At 58.9% G+C, this 26,948-nt stretch carries 23 protein-coding genes and 1 pseudogene; 8 read left to right on the top strand and 16 right to left on the bottom strand.

The genetic code is table 11. The annotated features are described in order from the left end of the window. Positions 1 to 16 precede the first annotated feature (16 nt). The 3 genes from DKK74_RS06060 to DKK74_RS06070 all read right to left on the bottom strand — a co-directional run bounded on the left by DKK74_RS06060 (position 17) and on the right by DKK74_RS06070 (position 3,249). Positions 17 to 1,306 (bottom strand): citrate synthase, encoded by a 1,290-nt coding sequence (locus DKK74_RS06060; protein WP_110413243.1) that lies wholly within the window; start codon positions 1,304 to 1,306, stop codon positions 17 to 19. A gap of 349 nt (positions 1,307 to 1,655) precedes the next feature. Beyond that, positions 1,656 to 2,432, bottom strand: coding sequence for a type I methionyl aminopeptidase (map, locus tag DKK74_RS06065; RefSeq protein ID WP_029678693.1), 777 nt, complete (start codon positions 2,430 to 2,432; stop codon positions 1,656 to 1,658). A gap of 103 nt (positions 2,433 to 2,535) precedes the next feature. Then, positions 2,536 to 3,249, bottom strand: coding sequence for a DUF308 domain-containing protein (locus tag DKK74_RS06070; protein ID WP_110413244.1), 714 nt, complete (start codon positions 3,247 to 3,249; stop codon positions 2,536 to 2,538). 174 nt (positions 3,250 to 3,423) lie between these two features. Here DKK74_RS06070 and DKK74_RS06075 point away from each other — a divergent pair, with 174 nt between their 5' ends. Next, positions 3,424 to 5,517, top strand: a complete 2,094-nt coding sequence (locus DKK74_RS06075) for a M13 family metallopeptidase (RefSeq protein ID WP_110413245.1) — start codon at positions 3,424 to 3,426, stop codon at positions 5,515 to 5,517. A gap of 119 nt (positions 5,518 to 5,636) precedes the next feature. Here DKK74_RS06075 and DKK74_RS06080 read toward each other — a convergent pair whose 3' ends face one another. Further along, positions 5,637 to 6,146, bottom strand: a complete 510-nt coding sequence (locus DKK74_RS06080) for a single-stranded DNA-binding protein (protein WP_110413246.1) — start codon at positions 6,144 to 6,146, stop codon at positions 5,637 to 5,639. Between the two features lie 370 nt (positions 6,147 to 6,516). Here DKK74_RS06080 and DKK74_RS06085 point away from each other — a divergent pair, with 370 nt between their 5' ends. After that, positions 6,517 to 7,371: an exodeoxyribonuclease III gene (locus DKK74_RS06085; protein WP_110413247.1), complete on the top strand. Its 855-nt coding sequence runs from the start codon at positions 6,517 to 6,519 to the stop codon at positions 7,369 to 7,371. A 125-nt stretch (positions 7,372 to 7,496) separates the two neighbouring features. Here DKK74_RS06085 and DKK74_RS06090 read toward each other — a convergent pair whose 3' ends face one another. Beyond that, positions 7,497 to 9,311, bottom strand: coding sequence for a proline--tRNA ligase (locus tag DKK74_RS06090; RefSeq protein WP_110413248.1), 1,815 nt, complete (start codon positions 9,309 to 9,311; stop codon positions 7,497 to 7,499). Between the two features lie 482 nt (positions 9,312 to 9,793). On the opposite strand from DKK74_RS06090, the gene DKK74_RS06095 reads away from it, so the two are divergent. The 4 genes from DKK74_RS06095 to DKK74_RS06110 all read left to right on the top strand — a co-directional run bounded on the left by DKK74_RS06095 (position 9,794) and on the right by DKK74_RS06110 (position 13,598). Continuing rightward, positions 9,794 to 10,576, top strand: coding sequence for an ABC transporter ATP-binding protein (locus DKK74_RS06095; protein WP_110413249.1), 783 nt, complete (start codon positions 9,794 to 9,796; stop codon positions 10,574 to 10,576). A 56-nt stretch (positions 10,577 to 10,632) separates the two neighbouring features. Further along, positions 10,633 to 12,075: a hypothetical protein gene (locus DKK74_RS06100; RefSeq protein ID WP_146210551.1), complete on the top strand. Its 1,443-nt coding sequence runs from the start codon at positions 10,633 to 10,635 to the stop codon at positions 12,073 to 12,075. A 41-nt stretch (positions 12,076 to 12,116) separates the two neighbouring features. Beyond that, a complete protein-coding gene (locus DKK74_RS06105) occupies positions 12,117 to 12,854 on the top strand; it encodes a hypothetical protein (protein WP_146210552.1) in 738 nt (245 codons plus the stop codon). A 273-nt stretch (positions 12,855 to 13,127) separates the two neighbouring features. Further along, on the top strand, positions 13,128 to 13,598 hold the full coding sequence (locus tag DKK74_RS06110; protein ID WP_052733363.1) for a GNAT family N-acetyltransferase: 471 nt from the start codon (positions 13,128 to 13,130) through the stop codon (positions 13,596 to 13,598). Positions 13,599 to 13,643: 45 nt separating this feature from the next. On the opposite strand, the gene DKK74_RS06115 is transcribed toward DKK74_RS06110, so the two are convergent. From DKK74_RS06115 to rpmE, 8 genes are all read right to left on the bottom strand, one after another. Next, positions 13,644 to 15,050, bottom strand: coding sequence for a PIF1 family DEAD/DEAH box helicase (locus DKK74_RS06115; RefSeq protein WP_110413252.1), 1,407 nt, complete (start codon positions 15,048 to 15,050; stop codon positions 13,644 to 13,646). Positions 15,051 to 15,090: 40 nt separating this feature from the next. Further along, positions 15,091 to 15,792, bottom strand: a complete 702-nt coding sequence (gene orn, locus DKK74_RS06120; protein WP_110413253.1) for an oligoribonuclease — start codon at positions 15,790 to 15,792, stop codon at positions 15,091 to 15,093. A gap of 194 nt (positions 15,793 to 15,986) precedes the next feature. After that, complete coding sequence (gene guaB, locus DKK74_RS06125; protein WP_110413254.1) at positions 15,987 to 17,534, bottom strand: IMP dehydrogenase; 1,548 nt, start codon at positions 17,532 to 17,534, stop codon at positions 15,987 to 15,989. Positions 17,535 to 17,600: 66 nt separating this feature from the next. After that, positions 17,601 to 18,791 (bottom strand): MraY family glycosyltransferase, encoded by a 1,191-nt coding sequence (locus DKK74_RS06130; protein WP_110413255.1) that lies wholly within the window; start codon positions 18,789 to 18,791, stop codon positions 17,601 to 17,603. Beyond that, positions 18,788 to 19,447 (bottom strand): L-threonylcarbamoyladenylate synthase, encoded by a 660-nt coding sequence (locus DKK74_RS06135; RefSeq protein ID WP_110413317.1) that lies wholly within the window; start codon positions 19,445 to 19,447, stop codon positions 18,788 to 18,790. The genes DKK74_RS06130 and DKK74_RS06135 overlap by 4 nt, the downstream gene beginning before the upstream one ends. A 52-nt stretch (positions 19,448 to 19,499) precedes the next feature. Then, positions 19,500 to 20,462: a peptide chain release factor N(5)-glutamine methyltransferase gene (prmC, locus tag DKK74_RS06140; protein ID WP_110413256.1), complete on the bottom strand. Its 963-nt coding sequence runs from the start codon at positions 20,460 to 20,462 to the stop codon at positions 19,500 to 19,502. Beyond that, on the bottom strand, positions 20,459 to 21,547 hold the full coding sequence (gene prfA / locus DKK74_RS06145; protein WP_110413257.1) for a peptide chain release factor 1: 1,089 nt from the start codon (positions 21,545 to 21,547) through the stop codon (positions 20,459 to 20,461). Before prfA ends, prmC begins: the two co-directional genes overlap by 4 nt. A gap of 103 nt (positions 21,548 to 21,650) precedes the next feature. Next, positions 21,651 to 21,863 carry a 50S ribosomal protein L31 gene (gene rpmE, locus DKK74_RS06150; protein WP_015022244.1) on the bottom strand — a complete coding sequence of 71 codons (213 nt, stop codon included), beginning with the start codon at positions 21,861 to 21,863 and terminating at the stop codon, positions 21,651 to 21,653. A gap of 207 nt (positions 21,864 to 22,070) precedes the next feature. On the opposite strand from rpmE, the gene DKK74_RS06155 reads away from it, so the two are divergent. After that, the gene (locus DKK74_RS06155; protein ID WP_110413258.1) at positions 22,071 to 22,844 is read left to right on the top strand and encodes a (S)-acetoin forming diacetyl reductase; all 774 of its coding nucleotides are present in this window, start codon (positions 22,071 to 22,073) and stop codon (positions 22,842 to 22,844) included. Between the two features lie 88 nt (positions 22,845 to 22,932). On the opposite strand, the gene DKK74_RS06160 is transcribed toward DKK74_RS06155, so the two are convergent. The 3 genes and pseudogenes from DKK74_RS06160 to DKK74_RS06170 form a co-directional block, all read right to left on the bottom strand. Further along, positions 22,933 to 24,144 carry a MalY/PatB family protein gene (locus DKK74_RS06160; protein WP_110413259.1) on the bottom strand — a complete coding sequence of 404 codons (1,212 nt, stop codon included), beginning with the start codon at positions 24,142 to 24,144 and terminating at the stop codon, positions 22,933 to 22,935. 71 nt (positions 24,145 to 24,215) lie between these two features. Beyond that, positions 24,216 to 24,422, bottom strand: a complete 207-nt coding sequence (locus DKK74_RS08735; RefSeq protein ID WP_181414937.1) for a hypothetical protein — start codon at positions 24,420 to 24,422, stop codon at positions 24,216 to 24,218. After that, positions 24,423 to 25,719: pseudogene (locus tag DKK74_RS06170) on the bottom strand (amino acid permease); the annotation flags it as partial. Positions 25,720 to 25,878: 159 nt separating this feature from the next. On the opposite strand from DKK74_RS06170, the gene DKK74_RS06175 reads away from it, so the two are divergent. Next, positions 25,879 to 26,700, top strand: a complete 822-nt coding sequence (locus DKK74_RS06175; protein ID WP_110413262.1) for a helix-turn-helix transcriptional regulator — start codon at positions 25,879 to 25,881, stop codon at positions 26,698 to 26,700. Positions 26,701 to 26,948 lie beyond the last annotated feature (248 nt).

Here is a 26,948-nt window from a genome sequence, read left to right on the forward strand (position 1 = left end):
CAGACGATCTTCGGACTCAGCGCTGCTCCATGGGCAGATAGTCGCGCGGGCCCTGCCCGGTATAGACCTGCCTGGGACGACCGATTTTCGTGTCAGGATCGTCCAGCATCTCCCTGTACTGGGCGATCCATCCGGGGATGCGACCCAGTGCGAAGAGCGTGGTGAACATCTCCGGGTCGAAGCCGATGTCGCGGTAGATGAGCCCGGTGTAGAAGTCCACATTGGGATAGAGGTGGCGTTCGACGAAGTAGTCGTCGTGCAGTGCCAGCTCCTCCAGCTCCAGAGCCACGTCGAAAAGTTCCGCATCCTTGGCATTTTTGTCCTGGTCGGGTTCGTCCATGAGCTTGTAGAGCCACTGCTTGGCGATGGCCGCGCGCGGATCATAAGATTTATAGACCCGGTGGCCCAGGCCCGCTATTTTCCGCCCCTCGCTCTTGGCCTGGTCCACATAGCCCCGCACACCAAGACCGGAATCACGTATGCTCTTCAACTGACGCAACACGGCCTCGTTTGCGCCGCCGTGCAGGGGACCTGACAGGGTATTGATGCCGGCAGCCACTGCCGAATACAGGTTGGCCCGGGCTGATCCGGCAATCCGCACTACTGAAGTAGAACAGTTCTGTTCATGGTCGGCATGGATGATCAGGAGCTTATCCAGGGCCTGCACCTTGAGAGGGTCGACCTGATAGGGCTGGTAGGGCATGGCGAAGCTCATCCGCAGGAAGTCCTCCACATAGCCCCAGTTCCTGTCCGGGTAGAGCAGGGGCTGGTCGCGGCGACGACGGTGGATCAGAGAAACGATGGTGCGCACCTTGGCCATAATGATGGCGCTGGCCTCATCCAACTGGTCGGGATCGTCAACATCACATGTGTCCGGGTGGAAGCCAGCCAGAGCATTGACCGCCGCAGCCAGCACACTCATGGGATGAGCCTGGCGGGGGAACGACGATAGCAGATGACGGAAGTCCTCCCCTACGACCGTATAACCCAGGACATGGCTGCGGAACCGCTTGTACTGCTCGGCATCAGGCAACTCACCGTGGGACAATAGCCAGGCCACTTCAAGAAAATTGGACTGGGCACACAGGTCCTCTATGGCATAGCCCCTGTAGCGAAGTATGGATCGCTTGCCGTCAATGAAAGTGATTCCCGAGACGCACTGGGCTGTGGTCTGGAAGCCAGGATCCAGTGTGACCCACCCGTCGTTGCGCAGGGAGGAGACCAGAATGCCATCGGGCCCTTCGGTGGCGCGAACCAGGGGAAGATCAACCTGTTCGGAATCGATGGACAACCGTGCTGTAGACACCACGCACCTCCTGTTAATCAACCAGTGAGGTGCCAGTGAGAGTCGACGGCCATGCCGAATCAGGCTACCGGCACCTGTACCGGCGTGGAATTGCCGACATGCTAGCAGAAACAACCACGACTTCGATTACCGGCTTGTAACCACAAGCATGAATCCGTCACCTCCACCAACGACGCGCAGGTCCAAGCCAGTGCCGTCTTCGTCCCCGCACCAGACTGCAAGCACAAGGGCAGAAACGAAAGGGCCGGCATCAAATAGGACCGGTATAAAAGAGGGGCCCAGGAGCATCCACATTGTGGACATTGCTGGGTCCCTTATAGTCATACTCCGGTGCCGGACAGCCCTCGACTCAGTCCCTGGTCGTCAGGATGACAGGCCCCTGCTCGGTGATGGCGATAGTGTGCTCGCTGTGGGCACCGCGCGATCCGTCTGCAGAACGCAGGGTCCACCCATCCTTGGGATCCTGGTAAATCTGATCGGTGGTCGCCAGGAACCAGGGTTCAATGGCGATGACCAGACCTGGGCGCAGTTTGTAGCCGTGATGAGGAGTGCCGTCGTTGGGCACATGGGGATCACCATGCATAATTCGCCCTACCCCGTGTCCGCCGAACTCCAGGTTGACGCTGTATCCGTTTTCATGAGCAACCTCACCGACTGCAGCGGAGATGTCACCCAGACGGTTACCGGGCTGAGCCTGGGCGATGCCCGCCTTCAGGGCCTCTTCAGTGGTCCGAATCAGCCGCAGATCCTCTGGATCGGCATGCTCACCCACCACGAAGCTGATGGCCGAGTCGCCCACCCAGCCGTCCACATTGATGGCCAGATCAAGGGAGAGCAGGTCGCCGTCCTTCAGGTTGTAGTCATAGGGCACCCCGTGCAGGACGGCATCGTTGACGGACAGGCAAATGTAGTGGGCGAAGGGGCCTGTGCCGAAATCGGGTGCGTAGTCCACGTAGCAGGAGGTGGCTCCCTTACGGGAGTTGATCCTGTCCTTGACGTAGTCATCCAGCTCCAGCAGGTTGACCCCGGGTTTGCTCATGGCTTTGAGCTCCTTGAGGATGCTGCCGACAAACCTGCCCGCCGGCTTCATCTGTTCGATCTCCTGCTTGGTTTTGAGCTCGATCATCCTCTGCGTCCTTTCATAATTGGTGCCCGCGGGTGCCGCCCCTCAGGATCCTGCCCAAGTACTACCTCTCAGTATTATCGGGTCAGTCGGACGAGTCAGGCTCTCAGTTCCGGCCGAAGGTGAAGGCCCTGATGATGGAGACGACTCCCAGCACCAGAAGTGCACAGCCGCTGAAGATGACCAGGAAGATGACGGAGCTCAGCGGGTAGATCATGACGATGATTCCGGCGATGATGGATACGATGCCCGAGAAGATGGCCCAGCCTGAATGCGGGAGCCCCCAGGAGGCTGCCAGACTCATCACGCCCTCCATGATCCAGCTGATGCCCACAATGATGGTGACCAGTAGGGTCAGCGCAGAAGCGGACAGGGCCGTGTTCCTGACGATGACAATGCCGCCGACGGCGATCAGGGCGCCAAAGAGGACACCCAACACACGCCAACCGCCGGGAAGCCCCTTGGACACGATGGAGGTGGCCAGACGGACCACGCCGGAGATGATGAAGTAGATACCCAGCACCACGGTCATGGCGATCAGGGTCTTGTCCGGCCTGAGCAGCAGGGCCAGGCCCAGGATGACTCCAATCACGCCCATGACGCCCATAATGATGCGGATGGCTCGCAGGGTTCTGAATCCCAGATCCTCGGCGATCATGGAGAATGGATCCATCCGTGGCGGGCGCCCTTGGTAGCCGGGGTATTGCCCATACTGACCATAATTATTCTGGCCATAATTATTCTGATATTGGCCGTTATCCTGCGAAGAATCCCGACCACCGTACTGATTGGGCTGACCGCCCTGCATGGGATCCGTCATACCGTCCTCTTTCGCTCGCTCAGGGCAGCCGAGCAGCCGTCCTGTTACTGTCTTCCAAGTTTAAATCACCAAGGGGGCAATCGCGGCTTTTTCCTTCAGCGGACGGTGCGCCGGTCCACTGATTCCCGGCAACCCAGGGCATGGCATGTCACCAAAGATGGCTAGGCTTGTGGCATGGCACAATCAACTGATTCCAAGACCTCTTCCGGACTTGATCCGGCCTCCTTCTCTTCGGTCATTCGGCCGCAGGACGACCTCTTCCGCTTTGTCAACGGCCCCTGGATCGACACCTACAGCCTGCCCGAGGACCGCTCCCGGTTCGGCTCCTTCGACAAGCTTGCCGAGGATGCCGAAGCACAGATCCATGAAATCCTTGAGGACCCGGAGTCCCCAGCTGTCAAGTCAGCCCTGCTCTATCGCAGTTTCCTGGACACCGATGCCATCGAAGCCGCAGGGATGGAACCAATCCGCTCCGACCTGCAGGCCATTGATGCCGTGCCCGACAAGAAGGCACTGACCAGCCTGCTGGGCCAACTCAATCCCACCGGCGGTCCCGATCTGTTCGGCATTGCCATCTACGGTGATCCGGGCAACGCCGGCGTCAACGTGGCTCATATGGAACAGGCCGGGCTGGGACTTCCCGACGAGGCCTACTACCGTGAGAAGAGCTACGCTCCGGTCCGACAAGCCTACACCGACATGGTGGCCTCCCTGCTCAGGCTCTCCGGCTACGCCGATGACCAGGAGGATGCCCACAGGCAGGCGGAGTCCTTCCTTGAGATCGAGACTCGTATAGCTTCACGCCATTGGGACAACGTGTCCACCCGTGATGAGGATCGTACCTATAACCCCACCACCCTGGCCGACCTGGAATCAACGCTCGCCGATTTCGATCTGCACACCTGGATCGAGTCCTGGCAGAAGGCATATGCAGCCAGCCCTGTCGCCAATATGCAACCGGTCGACCTGAGCTCAGCCCTGTCCAGGACCATTGTGCACGAACCCTCCTTCCTGCAGGGTTTGAACGAGCTTTGGAAAACCAGTGATCTGGAGGATCTCAAACTCTGGGCCCGCGTGCACACCCTGATCGAGTGGGCAGGCCTGCTCAGCAGCGACTTCGATCAGGCCAGGTTCGACTTCTATGGCAAGGTTCTTTCAGGCACAACCAAGATGCGTGACCGCTGGAAGCGGGCTGTCTCCCTGGTCAATGGCATTTGCGGCGAGGAGGTCGGACGCGAATATGTACGCCGGCACTTCCCTGCCTCCAGCAAGGCCCGCATGGAGGCCCTGGTCTCAGACCTGATCGACGCCTACCGGGTCTCCATCACCTCCAGCGACTGGCTGGGCGAACAGACCAAGGTCAAGGCTCTGGCCAAGCTGGACAAATTCTCGCCCAAAATCGGCTACACCGAGCACTGGCGCGACTATACAGCTCTGGCTGTGGACGAAAAGCTGGGTCTGGTCGACAATGTGCGACGGGCCAACCTCTACGAGTCTGGCTACCAGTTCGGCAAAGCCGGTCAGCCTGTGGACAAGGAAGAGTGGCTGATGAATCCTCAGACGGTCAACGCGTACTACGAGCCCACCCTGAACGTCATCGTTTTCCCAGCAGCCATTCTGCAACCGCCCTTCTTCGACCCAGAAGCCGACGATGCCGTCAACTACGGAGGCATCGGATCGGTCATCGGCCACGAAATCGGCCACGGATTCGACGACCAGGGCTCCAAGTACGACGGTGACGGACGTCTGCAGGACTGGTGGACCCCGCAGGACCGTGAAAACTTCGAACAACGGACCAAGGCTCTCATCGAGCAGTACAACGGCTTCGTCCCCCAACAGCTTGCCGAGAAGTACGCCGACAAGCCCGAGCAGGCACCCCATGTCAATGGAGCGCTGACCATCGGCGAGAACATCGGAGACCTGGGAGGCGTCAACATCGCCATCAAGGCCTATGCCCTCTCCTTGCAGAAGAAGGAGGGCGGCACAGTTGGGACAGACGATGCGGCCATGGACCAGGCACTGGTCTCGGCTCCGGTCATGGACGGCTACACTGGCCTGCAACGGTTCTTCCTGTCTTATGCCTCCATCTGGAGGACCAAGAACAGGGATCAACTGGCCGAACAGTATCTGCAGATCGATCCACACTCCCCTGCTGAATTCCGCACCAACGGCATCGTCAGGAACGTGGATCGCTTCTATCAGGCCTTCGGAGTCACCGCTGACGACGGCATGTGGCTGGAACCCGACGCACGGGTCAAGATTTGGTAAACCTGTTCTGATTAAAACCGTTGGTTGACGGTTTTAATCAGTCTGCTGATCAAGGCGGGAGGCCTACGGGAATCAGTCGACCTTCCGCCTTCGTTTTGCTCGGCCGGAGCAACCTTTGTTCATCCAGCATTGGCAGCCTCCACGGATACTTCCTCCGGCGCAGATGAGGCAGGTGATGCAGAGGCTGTTTCGGACGATGAAGATGCCAGCGGTGTGGTCCAAGGATCCGGACCGGCAGCCCCCTCATCAATAGGCGCAGAACTCGATCGGATCCTAGTGAAGGTATCCTGTCCACGTGCTAAGTCGTGGCCAATGCCATCCGCAATCAAAACCAGACTGCTATGCGGCTGGCCGTCACTGGTCCACTCTTCCGTCACCAAGGATCCCGTCACCATGACTGGATCACCCTTGTGCAGACAAGCCAAGGCATTGACCGCCAGAGTCCTGAAAGCCTTGACCGTCAGCCAGGTGGTGGATTTTCGTTTCCACACCCCAGCCGCAGCATCGTAATAGGCCGGCGTAGAGCCCAACCTGAAGGAGCAGATCGGTGTAGACCCCGGCTGTCCCAGACGAGTCGGCTGGGTCCCCATAAAGCCAAAGACGGTCGTTTTTATTTCGTTGATAGACATACCGGCACCTCTCTGTCGATGTTATGAATCCGATGCTGTAAATCTGCCGGCCGATTCCTGCTCGCGCGGCAATGAGGCCGTTCGACGGAGGATCCCGGACCGGAACGCGGATAATCGGAGCGGGGGAAGGTACTGGCCCCGGCCAGAAACCCTCCATCGAACGGTGAATCTATCCTGCCTCCACCCACGTCTCCGCACCTGACCCGCAGACCATTGTGGTCGAACGAGCCCGGCTTGTTTCGCGAGGTGGACAACCCTGCCCATGGCTGGTTTGGCAATGTCCCTTTCAGCACCCAGGGCAATCGAGCATTGGTCCTGGGCTAAACTGTGAGAGCAGATACATCGGTACGGTTTGGAAGGACCCGCAGTCATGGTTCACACGCTGGTCAGTTGGAATATCGATTCGCTCAACGCCGCCCTGCTGGGCAAGAGCAGCCGCAGCGCCCTCTCCCTGAAAGTGGTGGAGACCATACGGAATCTGGATCCTGATGTCGTAGCCATCCAGGAAACCAAACTCAACGGAGATCAGAAGAAATCCGCAGGCATCCTTAAGGCACTCATGCGATACTTCCCCGATTACCAGGAGGTGGACCGCCGCTCCGAGCCCCCGGCCCGCACAGGCTACGCAGGCACGCTCATGCTCTACCGCAAGAGCCTGCCGGAACCTACCGTGACGCAACCCCGCATCGGCGCTCCGGACACCATGGATGACGAGGGCCGCATGCTCACTCTGGAGTTCCCGGACTGCTTCGTCACCACGGTCTACACCCCCAATTCAGGATCGGGACTGGTCAGGCTCAAGCCGCGCGGCGTCTGGGACGATCGCTACCGTCACTACTTGCAGGAACTGGATGCCCGTAAGCCGGTCCTGGCCTGTGGTGACTTCAACGTGGCCCACGAGGAGATCGACATTGCCAACCCGGCCTCCAACCACCATTCCGCCGGCTTCACCGACCAGGAGCGCGAAAAGTTCGGCCTTCTGCTGGACGCCGGCTTCACCGACACCTTCCGAAAGATCCATGGAGATGCCGCCGGCTTCTACGATGACCACCGCAGCGTCTATACCTGGTTCGCCCAGCGGGCCCCAAAGAGCAAGGTCAACAACTCCGGCTGGCGCATCGACTACTGGCTGACCTCCAACCGGATCGCAGATCAGGTCAGCACCAGCGAACCCGTGGACACAGGCGAACGCCAGGACCACCTGCCCATACTGCTGCGCATCTGACCGGATAGACTCCTGAAACCAAACCGATACAACCGAAGGGGTGGGGCCTTGGTCGCGTAGATTATGACGCGACCAAGGCCCCACCCCTATTGGTTGCGAATAAGCAACTATGAGCGTGGCATAACCTACTGCAAGGCTGTAATCCGATCCACGATCACCTGAGCAGCCTGATCGGCAGGAACAGCTTGCACATCCGAGCCATCGCGGTTGCGAATCTCGATGGTGCCGTTGGCGATGGTGTCGCGACCAGCGATGGCGACCAGGGGGACCCCGATCAGCTCGGCATCCTTGAACTTGACCCCTGGAGACACCTTGGGACGGTCGTCATAGATGACCTCCACACCACGGTCCTCCAGGTCGGTGACCAGCTTCTCGGCGGCATCGAAGGCCTCCTGCTTCTTGCCGGTGGCCACCACATGGACCACGGCAGGAGCGACAGCCTTGGGCCAGGCCAGACCCTTGTCATCGTGATGCATCTCGGCAATGCAAGCCAGCACGCGAGAGATGCCGATGCCATAGCAGCCCATCCAGACCGGCACTGCCTTGCCGTTGCTGTCCAGGACCTTCAGACCCAGTGCGTCAGAGTATTTCAGTCCGAGCTGGAAGACCTGGCCAATCTCCACGCCACGCTCAAAGCTGAGCGGCCCTGAACCGTCAGGACTCATGTCCCCGTGACGGACCTCGGCAGCCTCAACCACTCCGTCGGCTTGGAAGTCACGTCCGTAGACCGCATTGGCCAGATGCACTCCTTGGGCATCCGCACCGGTCACCCAGGCTGAGCCAGGTGCCACATGAGCATCGAGGAAGTAGCGGATATGGGCGGCAGACTCGGTGTCCGAACGCTGAGGACCCAGAACACGGGGGCCAATATATCCCTTGACCAGCTCGGGGTGGGCAGCTAGGTCAGCTTCATTGGCCTCCTCAATCTCGGCCGGAGCGAACTGGGCCTCCAACCGCTTCATGTCCACCTGACGATCACCCGGCAGGCCGACGGCCACCAGTTCCCGCCAGCCCTCGGGATGGTCATCATCTGCAGGATGCTTGACGGCCACAATCAGGTTCTTCAGAGTATCGGCAGCGGTCCAGTCCCGGCCATCCTCGCGAGGATGCAGCTGGTTGAACCGCTCCACCAGGGTATCGATGGTGGTTGAGTCAGGGGTATCCAGCTCCTGCATGGCGGGAATCTTAGTGTAGTCGACGGGACCAGGACGCGGGGTGGTCAGCGCCTCCACATTCCACGCCTTCCCCGAGGGCGCCAGAGCAAAAGTGTCCTCGCCTATAGGCAACGGAGCCAGGAATTCCTCGGACTCGGATCCCCCCATGGGTCCGGAGACCGCATGGACGATTACGTAGTTGACGCCCAGACGCTTGAAGATTCGCTCATAGGCACCGCGTTCATCCTGGTAGGCCTTCTTCAGCCCCTCCTCGTCCACGGTGAACGAGTAAGCGTCCTTCATGATGAACTCGCGACCCCTGATCAGCCCTGCGCGGGGACGGAACTCGTCGCGGTACTTGGTCTGAATCTGGTAAAGAACCACCGGCAGGTCCTTGTATGAAGAGTACATGTCCTTGACCAAAAGGGTGAACATCTCCTCATGGGTAGGAGCCAGCAGGTAGTCGGCGCCGTGCCTGTCCTGGAGGCGAAAGAGATTCTCACCGTACTCCTCCCAGCGGTGGGTGGCCTCGTAGGGCTCGCGAGGCAACAGGGCCGGGAAGTGGACCTCCTGGGCGCCGATGCCGTCGATCTCCTCCCGAACCACGGCCTGGACCTTGTCGAGGACTTTCAGACCCAGTGGCAGCCAAGTGAAGATGCCCGGGGCCACCTTGCGGACGTATCCTGCCCGCTGCAGGAGTTTGGCCGAGTCCACATCGGCGTCGGCCGGATCCTCTCTGAGGGTCCGCAAAAAGAGGGTTGACATGCGCATGGCTTTGGTTCTCATACCTCCCAAAGATATGCGCGCAAAGGGACAAGCAGCCATAGAGAACGGCTTATGGCAATTTGTTGAAAGCCAGCCATAAACCCCTATGATTATGGACGCTTTCACAGAGAAAGTCGCTATGGTCGCATACGGCCGCTCGACAACGTCGAGGACGAACCACCCTCAAAAAACAATGCTCGCCTGGACACCATTTCGAAGATGAGGCGGTGGGTTGACTCGCGCTCACCGCTAGCAGATGGAGGCTCTTGAAAACCAACATTATTCATCGCGCCAATCATACGTAGTTCTGGCGGCCACGCCCCGGATCATCACTTGAGATTAATCATGACGCTGCAGAACACCGCGATTGCATCTTCTTTGAACATTTCCGGACACCGTTCATGCGCCTTGCCAAGCACATCGATTTGACTCAAGCAGTTATGTAATGTACGTTTGATTTAACTTTGGAGTAAAGGTTCAACTTTTATTAGTTTGGTTCAACGGTGAATTATAAAGTAGACGTTTCCCTCTCGCACGTGTCTTTCTCCTACGGCCGTAAACAGGCGTTGTCGGATGTGTCCTTGAACTTCGGCAATGGCGTATTCGGGCTCTTGGGTCCCAATGGTGCCGGCAAGACGACGCTGATGAATATTGTGACCACCTTGTCGCGTCCTTCCTCGGGCAGTGTAAGGATAGCCAGGGCGAATGTGCTGACAAGCGCTGGACGACGTCGGGCCAGGAGCCGGATCGGATATTTGCCGCAATCGTTCGAGTTGATGAATGCTTCCAGCCTAATGCGCAATGTACGGTACGCCGCATGGGCGCGCGGTCTGTCCTGGAAAGCTTCCTGCGATGCAGCGGTGTGGGCTCTGGAGCAGGTGGAATTGTCCGGGGAAGCTCGCCACCCGGTGCGCAGCCTGTCCGGTGGCATGCGTCAACGGGCGGGCATCGCGTGTGCAATTGTCGCCCGTCCCGACGTGCTTGTCTTGGACGAACCGACCGTTGGCCTTGATCCGGTGCAGCGCATTGAGGTGCGTAAATTCCTCGACGCATATGCGGACAGCCATACAGTGCTGGTGAGCACGCATTTGGTCGAGGATCTGGCCGCAATCGCCGACCGCGTGCTGGTACTCGACCACGGGCATCTGCTCCTGGACGGACGCATGGATGATCTCGCCGCCTTGGCCGATCCTGAGGATTCAATGGCATCGCCTTGGGAATCCGGTTATCGACGGCTGCTGACGGGATCCGGACACCTGCCATTCGACCAGGGTGAGGTCACATGATGGCCCGTCTGCTCAATCCCTTGTCACCTGTGAGCTCGCTGGTGTTCTTTCTGTCAATGATGGCATATCCGGCCGCATTATCGGTGCGCAACTACGGAGTCGGCCAATCAGATGCGTCCCCGTGGGCATTGACAGATGCGGCCTTGCAGTTCGACCTGACCTGGATGCATCTGGTGACGGATGTAATCGCCTGCATGTTCGGCGCATGGAGCGCCTGGAAAGCGTGTTCCCCGCGGTCCATGGTCGCGCCGCCCTGGATCGGGGGCCCGTCTGTCCGCAGGTATGGCGTGCCTGTCCTCAAGGGTGCCGCATTGGGTTCCCTGGCCTATGCGGCAGGTTGTCTTCCCGCCATCGTCCAGACACTGCGGTTCACAGGCGGATCGGTTCCCGTGGGAGCCTTGCTCATGGGTATGGCAGTGCCGGCGGCCATGTTCGCTCTCGGCTATGCGCTCGGGGCCATCATGGGCAGCCGCTGGTCCCTGGTGCCGGCCACGCTTTTGCCTGCCGCCCTGTGTTGGGGCAGCTTAGTGCTGCTGATGCCGCGCATACCCAAGGGTGACGTGTTTCCCCGAGCCTGGGGGTCGCCGCTGGCCGTGGTGATGCCGATGATGGACACGGGCATCGGTGCCGAGCCGGGACTCAGTATTAACCTTTCAGCGGTGACAGTGCGCTGGATCTTGGTCGCAGTAGTGCTGGCCGCATCCACAGCGGCATGCATGCTGACCGCACACCAGTGGCGGCCCGGCCTGTCATGGATAGTCGCCCCATTGGCTGTGCTTCTTTTAGTTCCGACTGCTGCCGGGGGCCTGGTAGCCATGTCCGGCCCGGCGGAATGGCGACGGTCCGCTCCGTTCACCCCAGTGTGCAAAAGCATAGACGGCGTGCCGCTGTCAGTGTGCTCCCACCCGGATGATGGCGCCCACCTGAGACGCTACATGCGATATATGCGGTCGGTCGCCTCATGGTTCCCCAAGGACAGTGTGGAAGGCAGCTCGGGTCTTGTGCTTTTGCTGGGCAACGCCTTTACGCCTACGTCCCACGGCCAGGCGTGGAATCTCACCGGCCAAGGCCTGGCCGAACTGGAACACTTGGGCGGCAAGAAGATACAGATAATGACCGACACAGTCACCGAACGCACTGGACGATACAGTGACCTAGCTGATGTCACACAGGCCATCGTGAAGGAATTTATTCATGCCGACTGCGCGGCTACCGCACTTAAAAACGTGTATAAACAACGGACATTGGATGATGGTGCCAGCGTGTCCGCCTTCGTGCTGGAGCAGTTGCCCCAGCGCATGAGAGAGACCGTCTACGAGTCGCTGGGCGGAGGAAGCGCAATCTCTGGGTTGGGAAGCGCCCGAGGCCCCGCCGCCGATCTGCTCAACGATGCCACTAATGAAGAGTTCCATGCCTATGTGCGTCGCAACCTCTCTGGGCTCGAACGCTGCACCGTCACGCCGTCCGATGTCATCAATGATCTGGGGAAGAACCACTGATGGGCGGCCGGCATCGACGCGGCTCCTTGAAAGGCGAAATCTTGGTCGGATGGCTGGCTGGACGCCGCCCATGGGCGGCCTTGGCATTCGTCGTGATGGCTGCAACCGTGCCCTTCCTGCTTGCCTCCGCCTCGGCCTCCGCTACCGGCGGGGAGATCTATGCCCGGCCAGCCTATTATGGGTACGTCTGCGTTCCTGATCCACATGCAGCGGTATTCAACGACGCCGTGCATACCCAATGCCCACAAGGCAAAAGCGCCGTGCCCAGTATGGTGCCCATGGCCGAGCTGGCCTACGCGGCGTTCATCGCGTGCGCCTTGGTCATGCTTGCCCCGCTTATGCCCACCTGGGAGCGCCTGAACCTGGCACGCGTCCGTTGGCGAGCCCTGGCCGCAGGGATAGGCGTGCTGATGCTGCCGTTTCTTCTCAGCTTTCTCCTTACCGTACCGGACTCCCACGGCGGCCCAACCAGCGTACAGTCGCTGCTCAGACTGGCTGTCTGCAATGGCTTGGTCGACGCATCCTTGGTCATGCTCGGCATCGCATTGCTTGGTCGTTTCTACGGGCTTGGCCTGGGCGTAGGGCTGGCAGTGATCAATATCGCCAGCCAAGGCATGCAGATAGGCATGGGAATGACGCTCCGTCTGTACCCCGAAGACATCAAACCGCCCATTCCTGGGCAGGGGACTTGGGCGGCGATTGCAGCGGTCTTGACAGTCTTCGCCGTCTTACTCTGGACGGTCACCGGAGGCCGGGGAATGATCTTGGACAAAAAATAAAGAGCCAGCACAACTGCTTGTGAGATGTGTGAGACCCTGCCAACTTTAACGGCGCAGGAGTTTGTCCGAGTTCACCTGGTCGTCAACCGGATTTACGTATATGTCCCGTATGACCGAACCCGAAACCAAACGGCACATACCGGAAAAGGTCGTTAAATCCTCAACTTGACATCCGGCATCTCTCCAGCATTACCCTCCCCCATAAAGAGGGCCAAGATATGATGGTTGTATATCGAACAGGTTTTCTGATTTACAAGGACAAGGCGGGCACCTATGTCATCAGAGCCAGGTGTGACCATCCAGACCTTTACCAACCTTGACGCAGAGCACATGACACTCCTCCTGGAGGCCGATCCTTCAGAACTGATAATCCGTGACGTTTTCACCCATTCCTGTGCTTATGAAATCCGAGTGGAACACGCTCTGACTGGTGTCATGCTGCTTGTCAGACCAAACACGGATACCTTGGAAATCGCCAATATCAGTGTGGGCCGTGCTTATCGCCGACAGGGACTTGGAAGCAGATTAATAGACCGAGCCAAGATGGAGACCGTCAGGCTGGGTCTGAGAAGATTGGAAGTAGGCACCGGATCCACCAGTTTTGAGGCCCTTTGCTTCTACCAAACATGCGGGTTTCGCATGGACCGCATTGAACGGGATTATTTTGTAGACCGCTACCAGCAGCCCATTGTCGAGAACGGAATCATCCTGAGAGACATGGTCCGCCTGTCATGGTGCCTCTAGCGACCCGGATGACTACACCGGATCAAGACCGGTAAAGGCGACCAATCAGAAAAGTTCGTCCTGGCTGAATTCGTCTTCTGGTTCCTGACCGACGGCGCGCTTGGTGAAGGACTCAGGACCCTCATCCTTCAGACGGGCGCAGGCCGCCTTGGACTCGGCCCTCAATCCCGCATCCAGAACGACGGCATCGGGAGAGACCAGGAAGGCATGCTCATTGATGCCCGTCAGGTAGAGCCCATCCAGGCTTTCCACACGGGAGAGGGCCACGTAGCCCATCCCCGGCGCGAAGGTCCGTCTCAGATCCATGACCGCCCTGTCCAGGGTCATTCCCTGGGACTTGTGGATGGTGATCCCCCAGGCGCAGCGAAGCGGCACCTGGTTGACGGCGGCCAAGACAGTGTCCCCATCCATGGTCTCCCAGGCGGCCGGCTTCATGGTGACTATGTTGCCGTTCTGGAAGGAGACGATCGGCCATCCCCCCTTGGCCGAGCTGGTGAATCCGCTGACTGTACCTATAGAGCCGTTGACATATTGATGGTCCTGGTCGTTGCGCAGGGCCATGACTGCGGCTCCGGTCTTCAGGGCCAGATCCTCGGGGGCCAGCATGTTCTTCTTCAGCCGCTCCACCAGTCTGGCCTCGCCTCGGGATGTGGCCTGGTAATGGTGGGCCTCTTCGTCGATGGCGGCCAGGCGCTGGTCGTTGAGCGTGTCAGCCTGCTTGTTGACCGGGAAGAGGTGGACTGCCACCTGACCGGGTGTGGGCACTGCGCCGACGCGGGAGGCCAGGACCTCATGGTCCTCCTGGGTGACGCCGCCCTCCCTGATGTCAGTCAAGACAGTCAACAGCTGGCCATCGTCCTGGCGATGCTGCTCGGTCAAGTAACAGACGACCGGGTCCAGGTCCTGCCAGACCAGTGATTCGGTGACGAACCCGTCCGGGTCCTTGCCGGCCTGGGCATAGCGTTCCCGGGCAGCCTGGAATTCAGGGCTGGGCAGTATTCCTGCAGCTCGGTTGGATCGAGTCACCGGCGGCAGCTGGAAAAAGTCCCCGGAAAGAACCACTTGGAGCCCTCCGAATGGTTCGGGGCTGTGACGAACCGCCCGACAGGCCTGGTCGACCATGTCGAAGAGCCAGGCATGCATCATGGAGACCTCATCGATGATCAGGATGTCGGTGCCTTCGATCTGTCTACGACGGCGGGTCTTGATCCGCTTCATGAGTGATTCGGTCATGCAGGTGGCGATTCCCACACCGCTCCAGGAATGGATGGTCTGGCCGTTGATGTGTGTGGCGGCGATGCCGGTCGAAGCGGTCACCGCCACAACCGCTCCGGCCTGACGAGCCTGGGCGACGAACTCATTGAGCACAAAGGTCTTGCCTGACCCGGGAGCGCCTGTGATGAAGGCATTGGCCCCCGCACTCAATATGGTCAAGGCTTCGGATTGCTGCATGCCTCCATGGTGCCACGTCAGAGGTACATGGCCACGCCTGTCAGTAGTCGGTCTTCTCAGGCTTGTTGGCATCCTCTACCGGATCGCCGGACTCTTCGTAGTGGCGCAGAAGGCTGGTCTGCTCGATCTGTTCCGCTCCGGCTTTGGACTGCGCCCCGTCAGGTCCGGGAGCCGGAAGGAAGAACATGGAGCGGTAGTAGCGCAGTTCGTCCATGGACTCGATGATGTCGGCCAGGGCCCTGTGGCCGCCGTGCTTGGCCGGCTTGTTCTTGTAGACGTCCGGATACCAGCGGCGGGACAGCTCCTTGAGGGTGCTCACATCGATGACCCGGTAGTGCAGAAGAGCCATCAAGTCGGGCATGTACCTATCAAGGAACTTCTTGTCGGAACCTACCGAGTTGCCAGCCAGATGGGCCTTGCCGTTCTTGGGCAGGAAGGGCTTGACGTACTCGATTACCTGACGCTGGGCCTCCTCAAGGTCCAGGCCGGTTTTCATCTCTTCGATCAGGCCGGAGGAGGTGTGCATCTTCCTGACGAAATCCCCCATATGATCCAGGGCCGCCTGGGAGGGCTTGATGACCAGGTCGATGCCCTTGTCCAGAACTTTCATGTTGAAGTCGGTGGGTACCACAGAGACCTCGCACAGCTCGTCATGGAAGATATCCAGACCGGTCATCTCACAGTCTATCCAGATCATGCGGGATTCCTCCGCCGAGAAAGTCAGATCATTCTTATCACTCATCTGTACGCCTTTCAGATCCGGGTTGCCTCCCGGATCGCTCCTTCCGCCGCCTTGGACGGAACATTACAAGATATCGCCAGCACGTGACCGGCGGAGGGGTCGTCAGCCCGGCCGTCCGGACCGTAACTGACATGAGATATGCAATCGGCGCAGGTCCTGATGAGATCCTGCGCCGATCACCTGCCTATGTAGGCTCAGTTGTGGAAGCCTGAGTAGTTCGGAGCTTCCTTGGTCATGACGATGTCATGTGGATGCGATTCACGCAGACCGGCATCGGTGATCCGAATGAACCGGCCCTTGCGCTGCAGCTCGGGAATGGTGCGGGCACCGGTGTAGAACATGGTCTGATGCAGGCCGCCAACCAGCTCGTAGAGCACGTAGTTGAGCGGACCGCGGTAGGGCACCTCGCCCTCGACTCCCTCAGGTACCACCTTGTCGGAGCTGGTGACGTCGGCCTGGAAGTAGCGGTCCTTGGAGTAGCTCTTCTTGCCGCGCGGGGCCATGGCGCCCAGCGAGCCCATGCCCCGATAGACCTTGTACTGCTTGCCGTGCAGGAGGACCTTCTCGCCAGGGGCCTCCTCAGTGCCTGCCAGCAGACCGCCCAGCATGACCGAATCAGCACCGGCCACAATCGCCTTGGCAATGTCGCCCGAGTAATGAATTCCACCGTCGGCCACCAGAGGAATCCCAGCAGGACGGCAGGCCAGCGCGGCGTCGTAGACCGCAGTCAGCTGGGGCACACCCACGCCAGCCACCACACGGGTGGTGCAGATGGAGCCAGGGCCCACACCGACCTTGACTGCGTCAACGCCAGCATCAATCAGAGCCTGGGCACCCTCGCGGGTTGCCACGTTGCCGCCGATCACATCCACATGGTCAAAGGCGTGATCAGCCTTGATCCGGCGGATCATGTCCAGCATGAGCTTGGCGTGGCCATGGGCAGTGTCCACGACCAGAATGTCGACGCCGGCGTCGGCCAGGGCGGTAATGCGCTGCCAGGCATCGCCGAAGAAACCGACGGCAGCCGCCACACGCAGACGGCCGCGCTCATCCTTGGTGGCCTCGGGGTACTGCTCGGTCTTGACGAAGTCCTTGACGGTAATCAGCCCGGTAAGCTTGCCCTCGTCATCGACCAGAGGAAGCTTCTCCACCTTGTACTTGGCCAGAAGCTGGTGGGCATCTTCCTTGGTGATGTTGGACGGACCAGTAATCAGGTGGTCCTTGGTCATGATGTCGCTGACCTTGAGCCGGTCGAAGTCAGCTGGGTTGACGAAGCGCATGTCACGGTTGGTGATGATGCCCACCAGCCGCTGCCGACGATCCACCACGGGCAGACCGGAGACCCTGTAAGTGGAGCAAAGCTTGTCCAAGTCGGTCAGTGTGGCATCCGGGGTGACGGTCAGAGGGTCGGAGATCATACCGGACTCGGACCGCTTGACGATGTCGACCTGATTGGCCTGATCTTCGATGCTGAGATTGCGGTGGAGGACGCCGATGCCGCCGTTGCGAGCCATTGCCACGGCCATGGTGGCTTCGGTGACGGTGTCCATGGCAGCCGACAATACAGGGGACTTCATGGTGATGTTCCGCGTCAGCCGGGTGGTGGTATCTACCTCGGAGGGAATGACATCGGATTCGTTGGGCAGCAGGAGGACGTCGTCATAGGCCAGACCGATTTTCTGGAAGGCGTCAGGGAGTTGAGTGTAGGAGGAAGGTTCGCTTTGTGGGTTTTCCATAGCCATAGCACCATGCTACAAGTGCTTCTTGACCGTTCGCGGTGCCGTGTCCGTACTATTTCATCCAGTGAATCAGTCGTCCTCATCCTTATCGTGGCGACTTCTGCTATGCCAGGGAGGTCTGGCCGCATGCTGCGAGCCTTGGGCGGCAAGAATGGCGTTCTCGCGCCTGATTTCGGGAAGACGACGGCGGTAGTAAGGATAGAGAGTGGCGAAGGTCAGCAGTATGGCAGCAAGAGCCAGGCCGATCAAGACATATCGCAGACGGAAGAACAGAATAAATAGCGATCCGAAGGCGATCAACGCAGCCCAGCCCCAGAGAATAAGGACAGCGGAACGAACCGTGTGACCGATGCGCAGCATACGGTGGTGCAGGTGCATGCGGTCGGGGTGCATGGGTGATTGCCCGTGGCTGAGCCTTCGGATGATGGCCAGGCACATGTCCAGAACAGGCAGGAAAAGCACCAGAATGGGCAGAAGAATGGGCATGAAGGCCGGCAGATAGATGCTGGCATGAATGGTGGCCGGATCCAACCGGCCGGTGACCACAATAGAGGCGCAAGTAATCAGGTATCCCAGCAGCATGGATCCTGAGTCGCCCATGAAGAGCTTGGCCGGATGCCAGTTGTGCAGGAGGAACCCCACACAAATACCCACCATGGCCACGTCGATCAGCGTGGCCAGTGAGGCGTAGTCGGGCGAAATGCGGGCGATGATATAGGAGTAGATGGCGAAGGCGATACCCCCGATGGCCACGATGCCTGCAGCCAGGCCGTCCAGTCCGTCTACAAAGTTGACCGCATTGATGGAGGCCACGATCAAAAACGCCGTGATGGCCATGGACAGGCTAGGCGAGGCCGCCACCAGGGATCCCAGCGGCAGGGAGATGATCTGGATACCACCCCAGGAGACGAAGACCGAGATCAGCAGCTGGCCGGCCAGCTTGAGCATCCAGTCCAGGTCCCAGAGGTCGTCGGCTATGCCCAGCAGGCAGATGGCTACGGCCCCGGCCAGGATGACCCAGGCCTGATGGCCGGACTGGAAGAGGCCTGTGATGAAGGGGATGCGGGAGGCGAAGCACATGGCCACGGCAAAGCCGATCAGCATGCCCAGGCCGCCCATACGAGGGGTGGGCACCTTATGTACGTCGCGAGCGCGGACCACGCCTACGGCGCCAACCCTGATGGCGAGGTGACGAACCATGGGCATGACCAGCCAGGTGGCCCCGCCAGCGATGGCGGCAATGAACAGGTATACCCTCACTGGCCCTCCCCTCCGCTGGACCGGCCCGACAGAAGGGCACGGACCCGGGCCTCGCCGATTACGCCCTGCCGCAGCACATGTATTCCGTCGGGATCAGCCTTGTCGGCTTCCACCACCGTGCTGGCCACCGAACCGGGAGTCGGCCCCCCGTCCAGGTAAAGGTCGACGCTATCACCCAGCTCGGCTCTGGCCTGCCGGGCGGTCTCCACGCTGGGATTGCCCGATCGATTGGCGCTGGAAGCAGCCAAAGGTCCGGTCACCTGCAGGAGCGCCCGACAGATGGGCGAGTCAGGCACTCTGACGGCCTGGGTGGGACCCTCGGGCTCGATCCGAGGGGTGCGCAGGGGGCAGGACTTCCCCACAAGGGCGATAGGCGAAAAGGGACCCGGCAACAGGGCGTCGGCCAGGCGATCAAGAGGCGCAGGCAGGCTAAGATCCAGCCGGTCCATGGTCTCGACCCCATCCAGCAGCACCTGGATGGACTTGGTCCTGGGACGGTGCTTGGCCTGGAAGAGCCTATCGATGGCCGCATCATTGCATGGATCACAGACGATGCCATAGACCGTGTCGGTAGGAATGACCGCCAGCCCTCCGGCGGCCACCACCTGGGCCAGCAACTGCGGCGACCGACTGTCATAGGTCATCACCCGGCTCATACCCTGCATCACAACCTTTCGGCTCGACATGTTCATGCGACCAGCTACCAATCTATCCCAGGACCAAGGCAGGCCGCCAGGCTGTCAGGTAGCGGTCTCGACCAGCCAGATCCTGATGAGTACGTGCCTGAACATACCCCCGCTCCAGTGCAGCAGCAACCATGGCCGGCCCCTGGGAGGCATCATGCTCCATGACCAGCAGACCGCCAGGAGCCAGCAAGACCATGGCCCTGTCCAGAATGCGGCAAGGCAAAAGGCACCCGTCAGGCGAACCGCCATAGAGGGCCAGGTCCGGATCCCAGTCGCGTACCTCGGGTTGGTCAGGAATTGCATCCAGGGGGACGTAGGGAGGGTTGCTGATGACCAAATCCACCTGGGCATCCAAATCAGAGAGTGTGGCGGGATCCGTGGCATCGGCCTGCAGCAGCTGATAATCCGACCCAGCCTCACCGATGGCAGCCTCCTGAGCGGCGGCATTCAAGGCGCCCCACCGATACGCCTGCTCGTCTACCTCCACGGCCCTGACCCGCGCTCCTGGAACCTCGGTGGCCAAGGACAGGCCGATGGCCCCGCTGCCTGAGCACAGGTCCACAGCCAGTGGATGATTCACTCCGGTCAAGGCGTCCACTCCCGCCTGGACCACCGTTTCGGTCTCAGGACGTGGGATAAAGACCCCCGGCCCCAGGCGGAGATCCAAATAACGAAAGTAGGCGTGGCCAAGAATGTACTGCAGGGGTTCGCGTCCGGTTCGCCTCTGCAGATAGGACCGATAACGTTCCAGGGCCGCCGACTGAAAACCACCAGCCTGTCTGCGACCACCTTCATTCGTCAACAGTTCCGCAACTGTCCGGTCCAAGAGCAGAGCCTGATCCAGCTGATGCAGATCGCACTCAAGGGCATCGGCCAGCAGCAGCCTGGCATCATTGAGCGGCGTAGACACACCGGCCTGTGCCAACAGGCGATGGCCGCTTTCAACCAGTCCAGCCAGACTGGTCCCATACTCCTGCTGATTCACCCCTGTGAAGCCATTCTGCGGGCCTCGTCTGCCTGAATATCGGAGTCGATGACGGCCTGCAGGTCGCCATCCAGCACCTGCTCCAGGTTGTAGGCCTTGTAGCCGGTGCGATGATCCACAATCCGGCTCTCGGGGAAGTTGTAGGTCCTGATACGCTCGGATCGATCCAGAGAACGGACCTGGGAATGGCGCATGTCGGCAGCCTGGGCAGCCTCCTCCTCGTGTTTCATGGCCAGTAGGCGGGACTTGAGCACCCGCAGGGCAGCCTGACGATTCTGTATCTGGGATTTCTCATCCTGCATGGAGACCACGATGCCGGTAGGAATGTGGGTCATGCGCACAGCCGAGTAGGTGGTGTTGACTGACTGTCCTCCCGGGCCGGAGCTCATGAAGATATCAACCTTTAGATCTTTGGGGTCGATCTCGATCTCGTCGTCATCCTCATCGGCCTCGGGAAAGACGATGACTCCAGCGGCTGAAGTCTGAATGCGGCCCTGGGACTCGGTGACGGGAATACGCTGGACCCGATGGACACCGCCCTCGTACTTGAGTGAAGCCCAGACGCCGTCGGCAGGGGCCACCTGACCGCGAGCGCGAATGGCCAACTGGGCATCCTTCACCCCGCCCAGCTGAGTACGATTCTCACTCATGATCTCGGTGGTCCAACCACGTTTTTCGGCATAACGCACATACATACGCATCAGATCGCCAGCGAAGAGGGCCGCCTCCTCGCCGCCGCTGCCGGCCTTGATCTCCATGATCGTGTCGCGGCCATCATCGGGGTCGCGCGGGATAAGAGCGGTACGCAGGGTCTGCTCCAGGTCCGGTATTCGGTCAGCCACGGCCTTGGCCTCTTGCGCGAAGTCAGGATCCTCCCGTGCCATCTGTTCGGCCGCCTGGCTGTCCTCCAAGGCGCTTTGATAGGCCTTATAAGCTTCAACGATGGGAGCGAGCTCAGCATGTCTGCGGCCCAACTTGCGAATCTGTGCCGGATCTGAAGCCGTTTCGGGCTGACTCATCTGCTTTTCCAGGCGACCGTACTCCTCGACGGCAGCCACCGCCGCCGGAAACTGCTCCTCGCTCATCTACACCCTTCCCGTCCGCTCATCCGCATGGTTCAAGTCATAAAAAACGCCAGTCCCCACCGGGCATAGCAGAGCGACCCGGAAGGGACTGGCGTTGGAAGTGCTACTTGGTCCTCTTGCCGTAACGGGCTTCGAACCGAGCCACGCGACCACCGGTGTCCAGAATCTTCTGCTTGCCGGTGTAGAAGGGGTGGCAGTGCGAGCAGACATCAACCGTCATATGATCGCCGGGAGCGGTCGAACGGGTGATGAAGGTATTGCCGCACGAGCACGTGACCTCAACGGGATGATAATCGGGATGAATTCCCTGCTTCATGGTTACTCCTAGATCCAAGGGCCCCGGGTCGACCGCCCCTGTGGCGGACGTGAACCGGCAACCGCGTAATAGTCTAGCGCAACCCGGAGAGAATACGGCACCCTTGCGCCACACGCCGAATCAATCAACCAAGGTGGCTGGTCGAGCGTCCTTTAGAATCGAACAGTCGGGCCGACCGGCCCGGCGAGGCGACAAAGGAGGGCAGCAATGCAGCAGGAAGTGGCGTTCGTTACAGGGGCGGCTCAGGGGATCGGCGAGGCCATAGCCCGCCGTCTGGCCAAGGACGGGTTCGCCGTGGCCGTAGCGGACATGAATACAGACAAGGCCCAGGCCGTGGCAGACTCCATCAAGCAATCAGGCGGACAGGCCATGGCCGTCACCCTGGACGTGACCGACCGTGTCCAGGTGCGCTCAGCCGTCGAGAAGACCGCAACCAAGCTGGGCGATTTCAATGTGATTGTCAACAACGCCGGCCTGGGACCGACGACCCCCATCGAGTCCATCACCCCGGAGTTGTTCGACAAGGTCTACCACGTCAATGTGGCAGGAACCATCTGGGGGATGCAGGCCGCCGTTCAGGCCTTCCGCGATCGGGGCCACGGAGGCAAGATCATCAACGCCACCAGCCAGGCCGGCGTGGTGGGCAACCCCAATCTGATGCTCTATTCATCCACCAAGTTCGCCATCCGCGGCCTGACCCAGGTGGCTGCACGCGATCTGGCCAAGGAGGGCATCACAGCCAATGCCTACGCCCCCGGCATTGTCAAAACACCCATGATGATGGACATCGCTCATCAGGTGGGGGTCAACGCCGGCAAGGATGACGAGTGGGGCATGTCCACCTTCTCGGACGGCATCGCCCTGGGACGGCTTTCCGAGCCCGAGGATGTGGCCAATGCCGTGGCCTTCCTGGCCGGGCATGATTCCGACTATGTAACCGGACAGACCCTGATCGTGGACGGCGGCATGCAATTCCAGTGAGTCTGTAGCAAGGATTCGCCCACATATGATGGACCCTCGCCGATCGGTTCCGCCCGACAGCGAGGGTCCATGATAATTCAGAAATCATTCAGGCGTTGAAGACGTACTTGTCCAGACGGTCCATGGCCTCCCGGACACGGCTCAAAGGCAGGGCCAGGTTCATGCGGATGGCGCAGGGAGCCTTGAACTGCCGCCCATCCTGAACGGCTACACCCACATCCCAGGCACGCTTGAGCAGCTGGTCCAGGCTCAGATCATGGTCCTTGCACCATTGCGTGCAATCAAGGAAGAGCATGTAGGTGCCCTGGGGCTTGGAAAGCTCGACTCCCTCGAAATGCTGCCGGATGTAATCGTAGGCGTAGTCCACATTTCCGGTCAGAACCTGCCGGAGTTCGTCCACCCACTCCTGGCCCTGGGGCTTGTAGGCTCCGATCAGGGCATGCATGGACAGCACGTTCATGTCGTTGTAGTGGGCCTTGGACCCCTTGGCCACAATCCTGTCGCGCAGATACTTGTTATAGATGATGTGGTAGGAGCCTACCAGACCGGCCAGGTTGAAGGTCTTGCTGGGCGCATAGAAGGCAGCCGTCCTGTTACGGGCATCCTCGCTGACCGACTGGGTAGGAATATGCTTGTTGCCTGCCAGGATCAGGTCTGACCATATCTCGTCGGAGATGACCACGCAGTCGTTCTCCTTATATACTTCCATGGCCTTTTCGATCTCCCACTTCTCCCAGACACGGCCGCAGGGATTGTGCGGGCTGCAGAAGACCGCCACATGGATGTTGTTCTCCTTGAGCTTGCGGTCCATGTCCTCGAAGTCCATCCGCCAGACGCCCTGCTCGTCCTTCCTCAAAGGGCTGTGCACGATGTGGTAACCGTTGTTCTCGATGCACATCGTGAAGCCGACATATGTCGGACTGTGAAGCAGCACAGCATCGCCAGGAGCCGCAAAGGCGGTCAAGGTGGAAACCACTCCGCCCAAGACCCCATTCTCATAGCCGATGGCCTCGGCCGTCAGGCCCTCCACGCCGTTACGGGTCCGCTGCCAGTTGATAATTGAATTGTAGTAGTCATCACTCGGATCGAAGTAGCCGAAAGCCGGATGCTTGGCACGCTCAATGATGGCCTCGGGAATGGTTGGCACAGTTGGGAAATTCATGTCGGCCACCCACATGGGAATGACATCGAACCCCTCCTTGGGCGGTTCGGGAGCGAAACCAGGCTGGGCGCCCAAACCGTCAACCGCAATAGCATCCTTGCCATGCCTATCCATGATGCTGGTGAAATCGTAGGTCATTGTGTTCCTTCCATGTTTTGGCCGGACGAACCGACCGTCTTTTTCAGTTAGCCAGATCCTCGGCGATACGATCAGGAATCCGCCATGGCCTCATGACCCTCGCCTGAAAGTGTAGCGTCCAAATCCGCTTCTCCGTTAGTGGGCGCCGGATTGACCAAGTCTTCATCCGAAGTTGTCTCAGTCTGCTTGTTGCTGCTTCTGCGTTGAAGAACGAACAGAACTGCAAGAAGGATCATCCAGGGTATGGTCACCAGGTAGCTGATTCTGTATTCCGGCATTATTGCCATCATTATCATGACCAGCCCCATGAACGCGAGCGCATAAAAATTGCTGAAGGGGTACAGAGGCAGCTTGAAGGTCAGCTCGTCCTCTTTGCCCTCACGACGCTTTATGGAACGGAAGTGATACTCGCTGACAAGCTCGGCCACCCAGCTGAAAACCAGCATGAAAACCGTGATCGATGAGAAAAGTGAATGCCCGCTCAGGAAGAACAGCCATCAGCGCTATGCCTACCAGCTGCATAAGCACTACAGTCAGCACGCTGACGTATGGAATCTTCTTCTTTGACACCTTGGAGAGTATAGAGGGAGCGCTGCCTTGGAGCGAAAGGTTGTAAAGCTGACGGCTGTACATGAAGATGCCGCTGCTAACGGCACTCAGGGACGCGGTGATGACGACAAAGTTGATGATGGAGGCCGCAGCCGGGATACCCAATGACGCGAAGACACGGACAAAGGGAGAACCCACACCCTTCATCCTATCCCAGGGCCACATGCACAGGATCACAAAAGTGGATCCCAGGTAAAAGAGGATAATGCTCCAAAACACCCCGTTGACGGCGCGAGGCATGGTTTTCTTGACATCTTTTGCTTCACCTGCCGTATAGGCGACCGACTCCGAGCCTCCAAAGGCAAAAGCCACCATGACCACAGAAAACAGCAGCCCCGACAGGCCATTCGGCATGAATCCATCGACTGTCAGGTTTTTGAGCATGACTGGATGCCCGCCGTTGCCGATGCCGGTGAAGATGATGATCAGGCCACCGATGACCATAACGACAATGGTGACTACTTTCACGGCCGAAAGCCAAAACTGCGACTCGCCATAGAAGCTGACGGATATCAGGTTGATGACGCCCATCAGCACCATGCCGATCAAGCCGCTGGCCCATATGGGAAAGGAGGGAAACCAAAACTGGACATATTTACCCAATGCTGTAAATTCCGCTCCTGAACCAGCCACGCAACCAAGCAGACTGGTCCAACCTATTGCATACCCTACAAAAGGATGAATATATCTGCTGGCATACGATACGGTTGCTCCTGATACCGGTTCAGCAGTGGCCATTTCGCCCACTGCCCGGCAGACTACAAATATAGCAGCGCCTGCCAGTGCGTATGCCAGCAAAACGGATGGACCTGCATAAGATATTGCCCCGGAGGACCCGTAGAACAGGCCGACTCCGATTGCACCGCCAATCGCCATCATTCCCATCTGCCGAGTGTTGAGGCTACGTTTCAAATCTTCATCTTCATATTTCTCGGCCGAACTGGATTGTGAATCAGATCTACTCATGTGCTGCACCTCCTCCTTGAGTTGTTTATATTATTTTATCATATCAATAATATTTTGTTTCCAACAAAATAGCTTTTTTGTATTGTGATAGAATTTCCTCTATATGTCAGCATTGTTTCCTGTTGCAAATACAGACCGTCAGGGGGAAAGGAATGCAATATGAACGGAACAGAGAACATCTCAACATCCCTACGACCCTTTATTCCCTTGGTAGACTTCCTAGGCGAGCTATTGGGACATGACACCGAGGTCGTTCTGCAGGACGTAAAGGACTTCTCACACTCAGTCGTTGCAATAGCCAACGGCCATGTCAGCGGACGCAAAGTAGGCAGTCCCGCTACCGACCTTGTTCTGAGAATCTGGCAGAACCGCGAATACGAGCATCGAAACTACCTGGTCCGTTATGCTGGCTACACGCATGAAGGCCGCCCTATTGTCTCCTCCACCTTTTTCCTGCGTAATACAGAAGATCAGGTCATCGGTTTTCTCTGCATCAACTTTGACAATTCCATCTTTAAAGAAACCAGTAAAGCTCTGCGAACAGCTAGCGACTATCTGGATTCCATCAGTTCCAGCGGATCCCCATTCCCTACACATCGCATCATGAGAGATCAATCGGATCCTGACACACAAACTGTGGATACGCCCGATGAGCATGGCAATGCAATAATTCAGAATGATGCATCTGTTCAGCAGGCGGTCACCGATGGGACGCATGAAACCCTATCCGTGAACGCAGAGGATCTGACAAATCAGCACATCCAATCATTTGTAGCGGAACACAGGGTTCAGCCCGAGCGGATGAACAAATCAGAACGACTGAAGCTCATCACCGACCTTGACGATTCGGGTATCTTCCTGATCAAGGGTGCAATAGATACCGTGGCTGGTGCACTGGGCATTTCAGCACCAACGGTGTATAGATACTTGCACTTGATCAGAAAGGAAAAGAGAGAAAACAAGGAGCAGCCTGTCGAGTAACATCAATAAGAGATCTGAGGCCAACGGTTGATCATTTATGGACCAATAACACTCTTCTGTTGAAATATTCGCAACTGAAGATGTACCCAGCCGAGGATCATCGTCTAGGTGTCAGTCATATTCATGCCAATAAGTGGCTATGCCTGGATTTTGAAGTCCAAGAATGAACATACCTTAGGTTTCTGAGGGTCCAATATATTCAAGGGCGCCCCTAGAAAATAGACCCGACGAAACAATGCGAGCTACCC

It is taken from the genome of Bifidobacterium asteroides (genome assembly GCF_003202755.1).
Classification (GTDB): Bacteria; Actinomycetota; Actinomycetes; order Actinomycetales; family Bifidobacteriaceae; genus Bombiscardovia; species Bombiscardovia asteroides_F.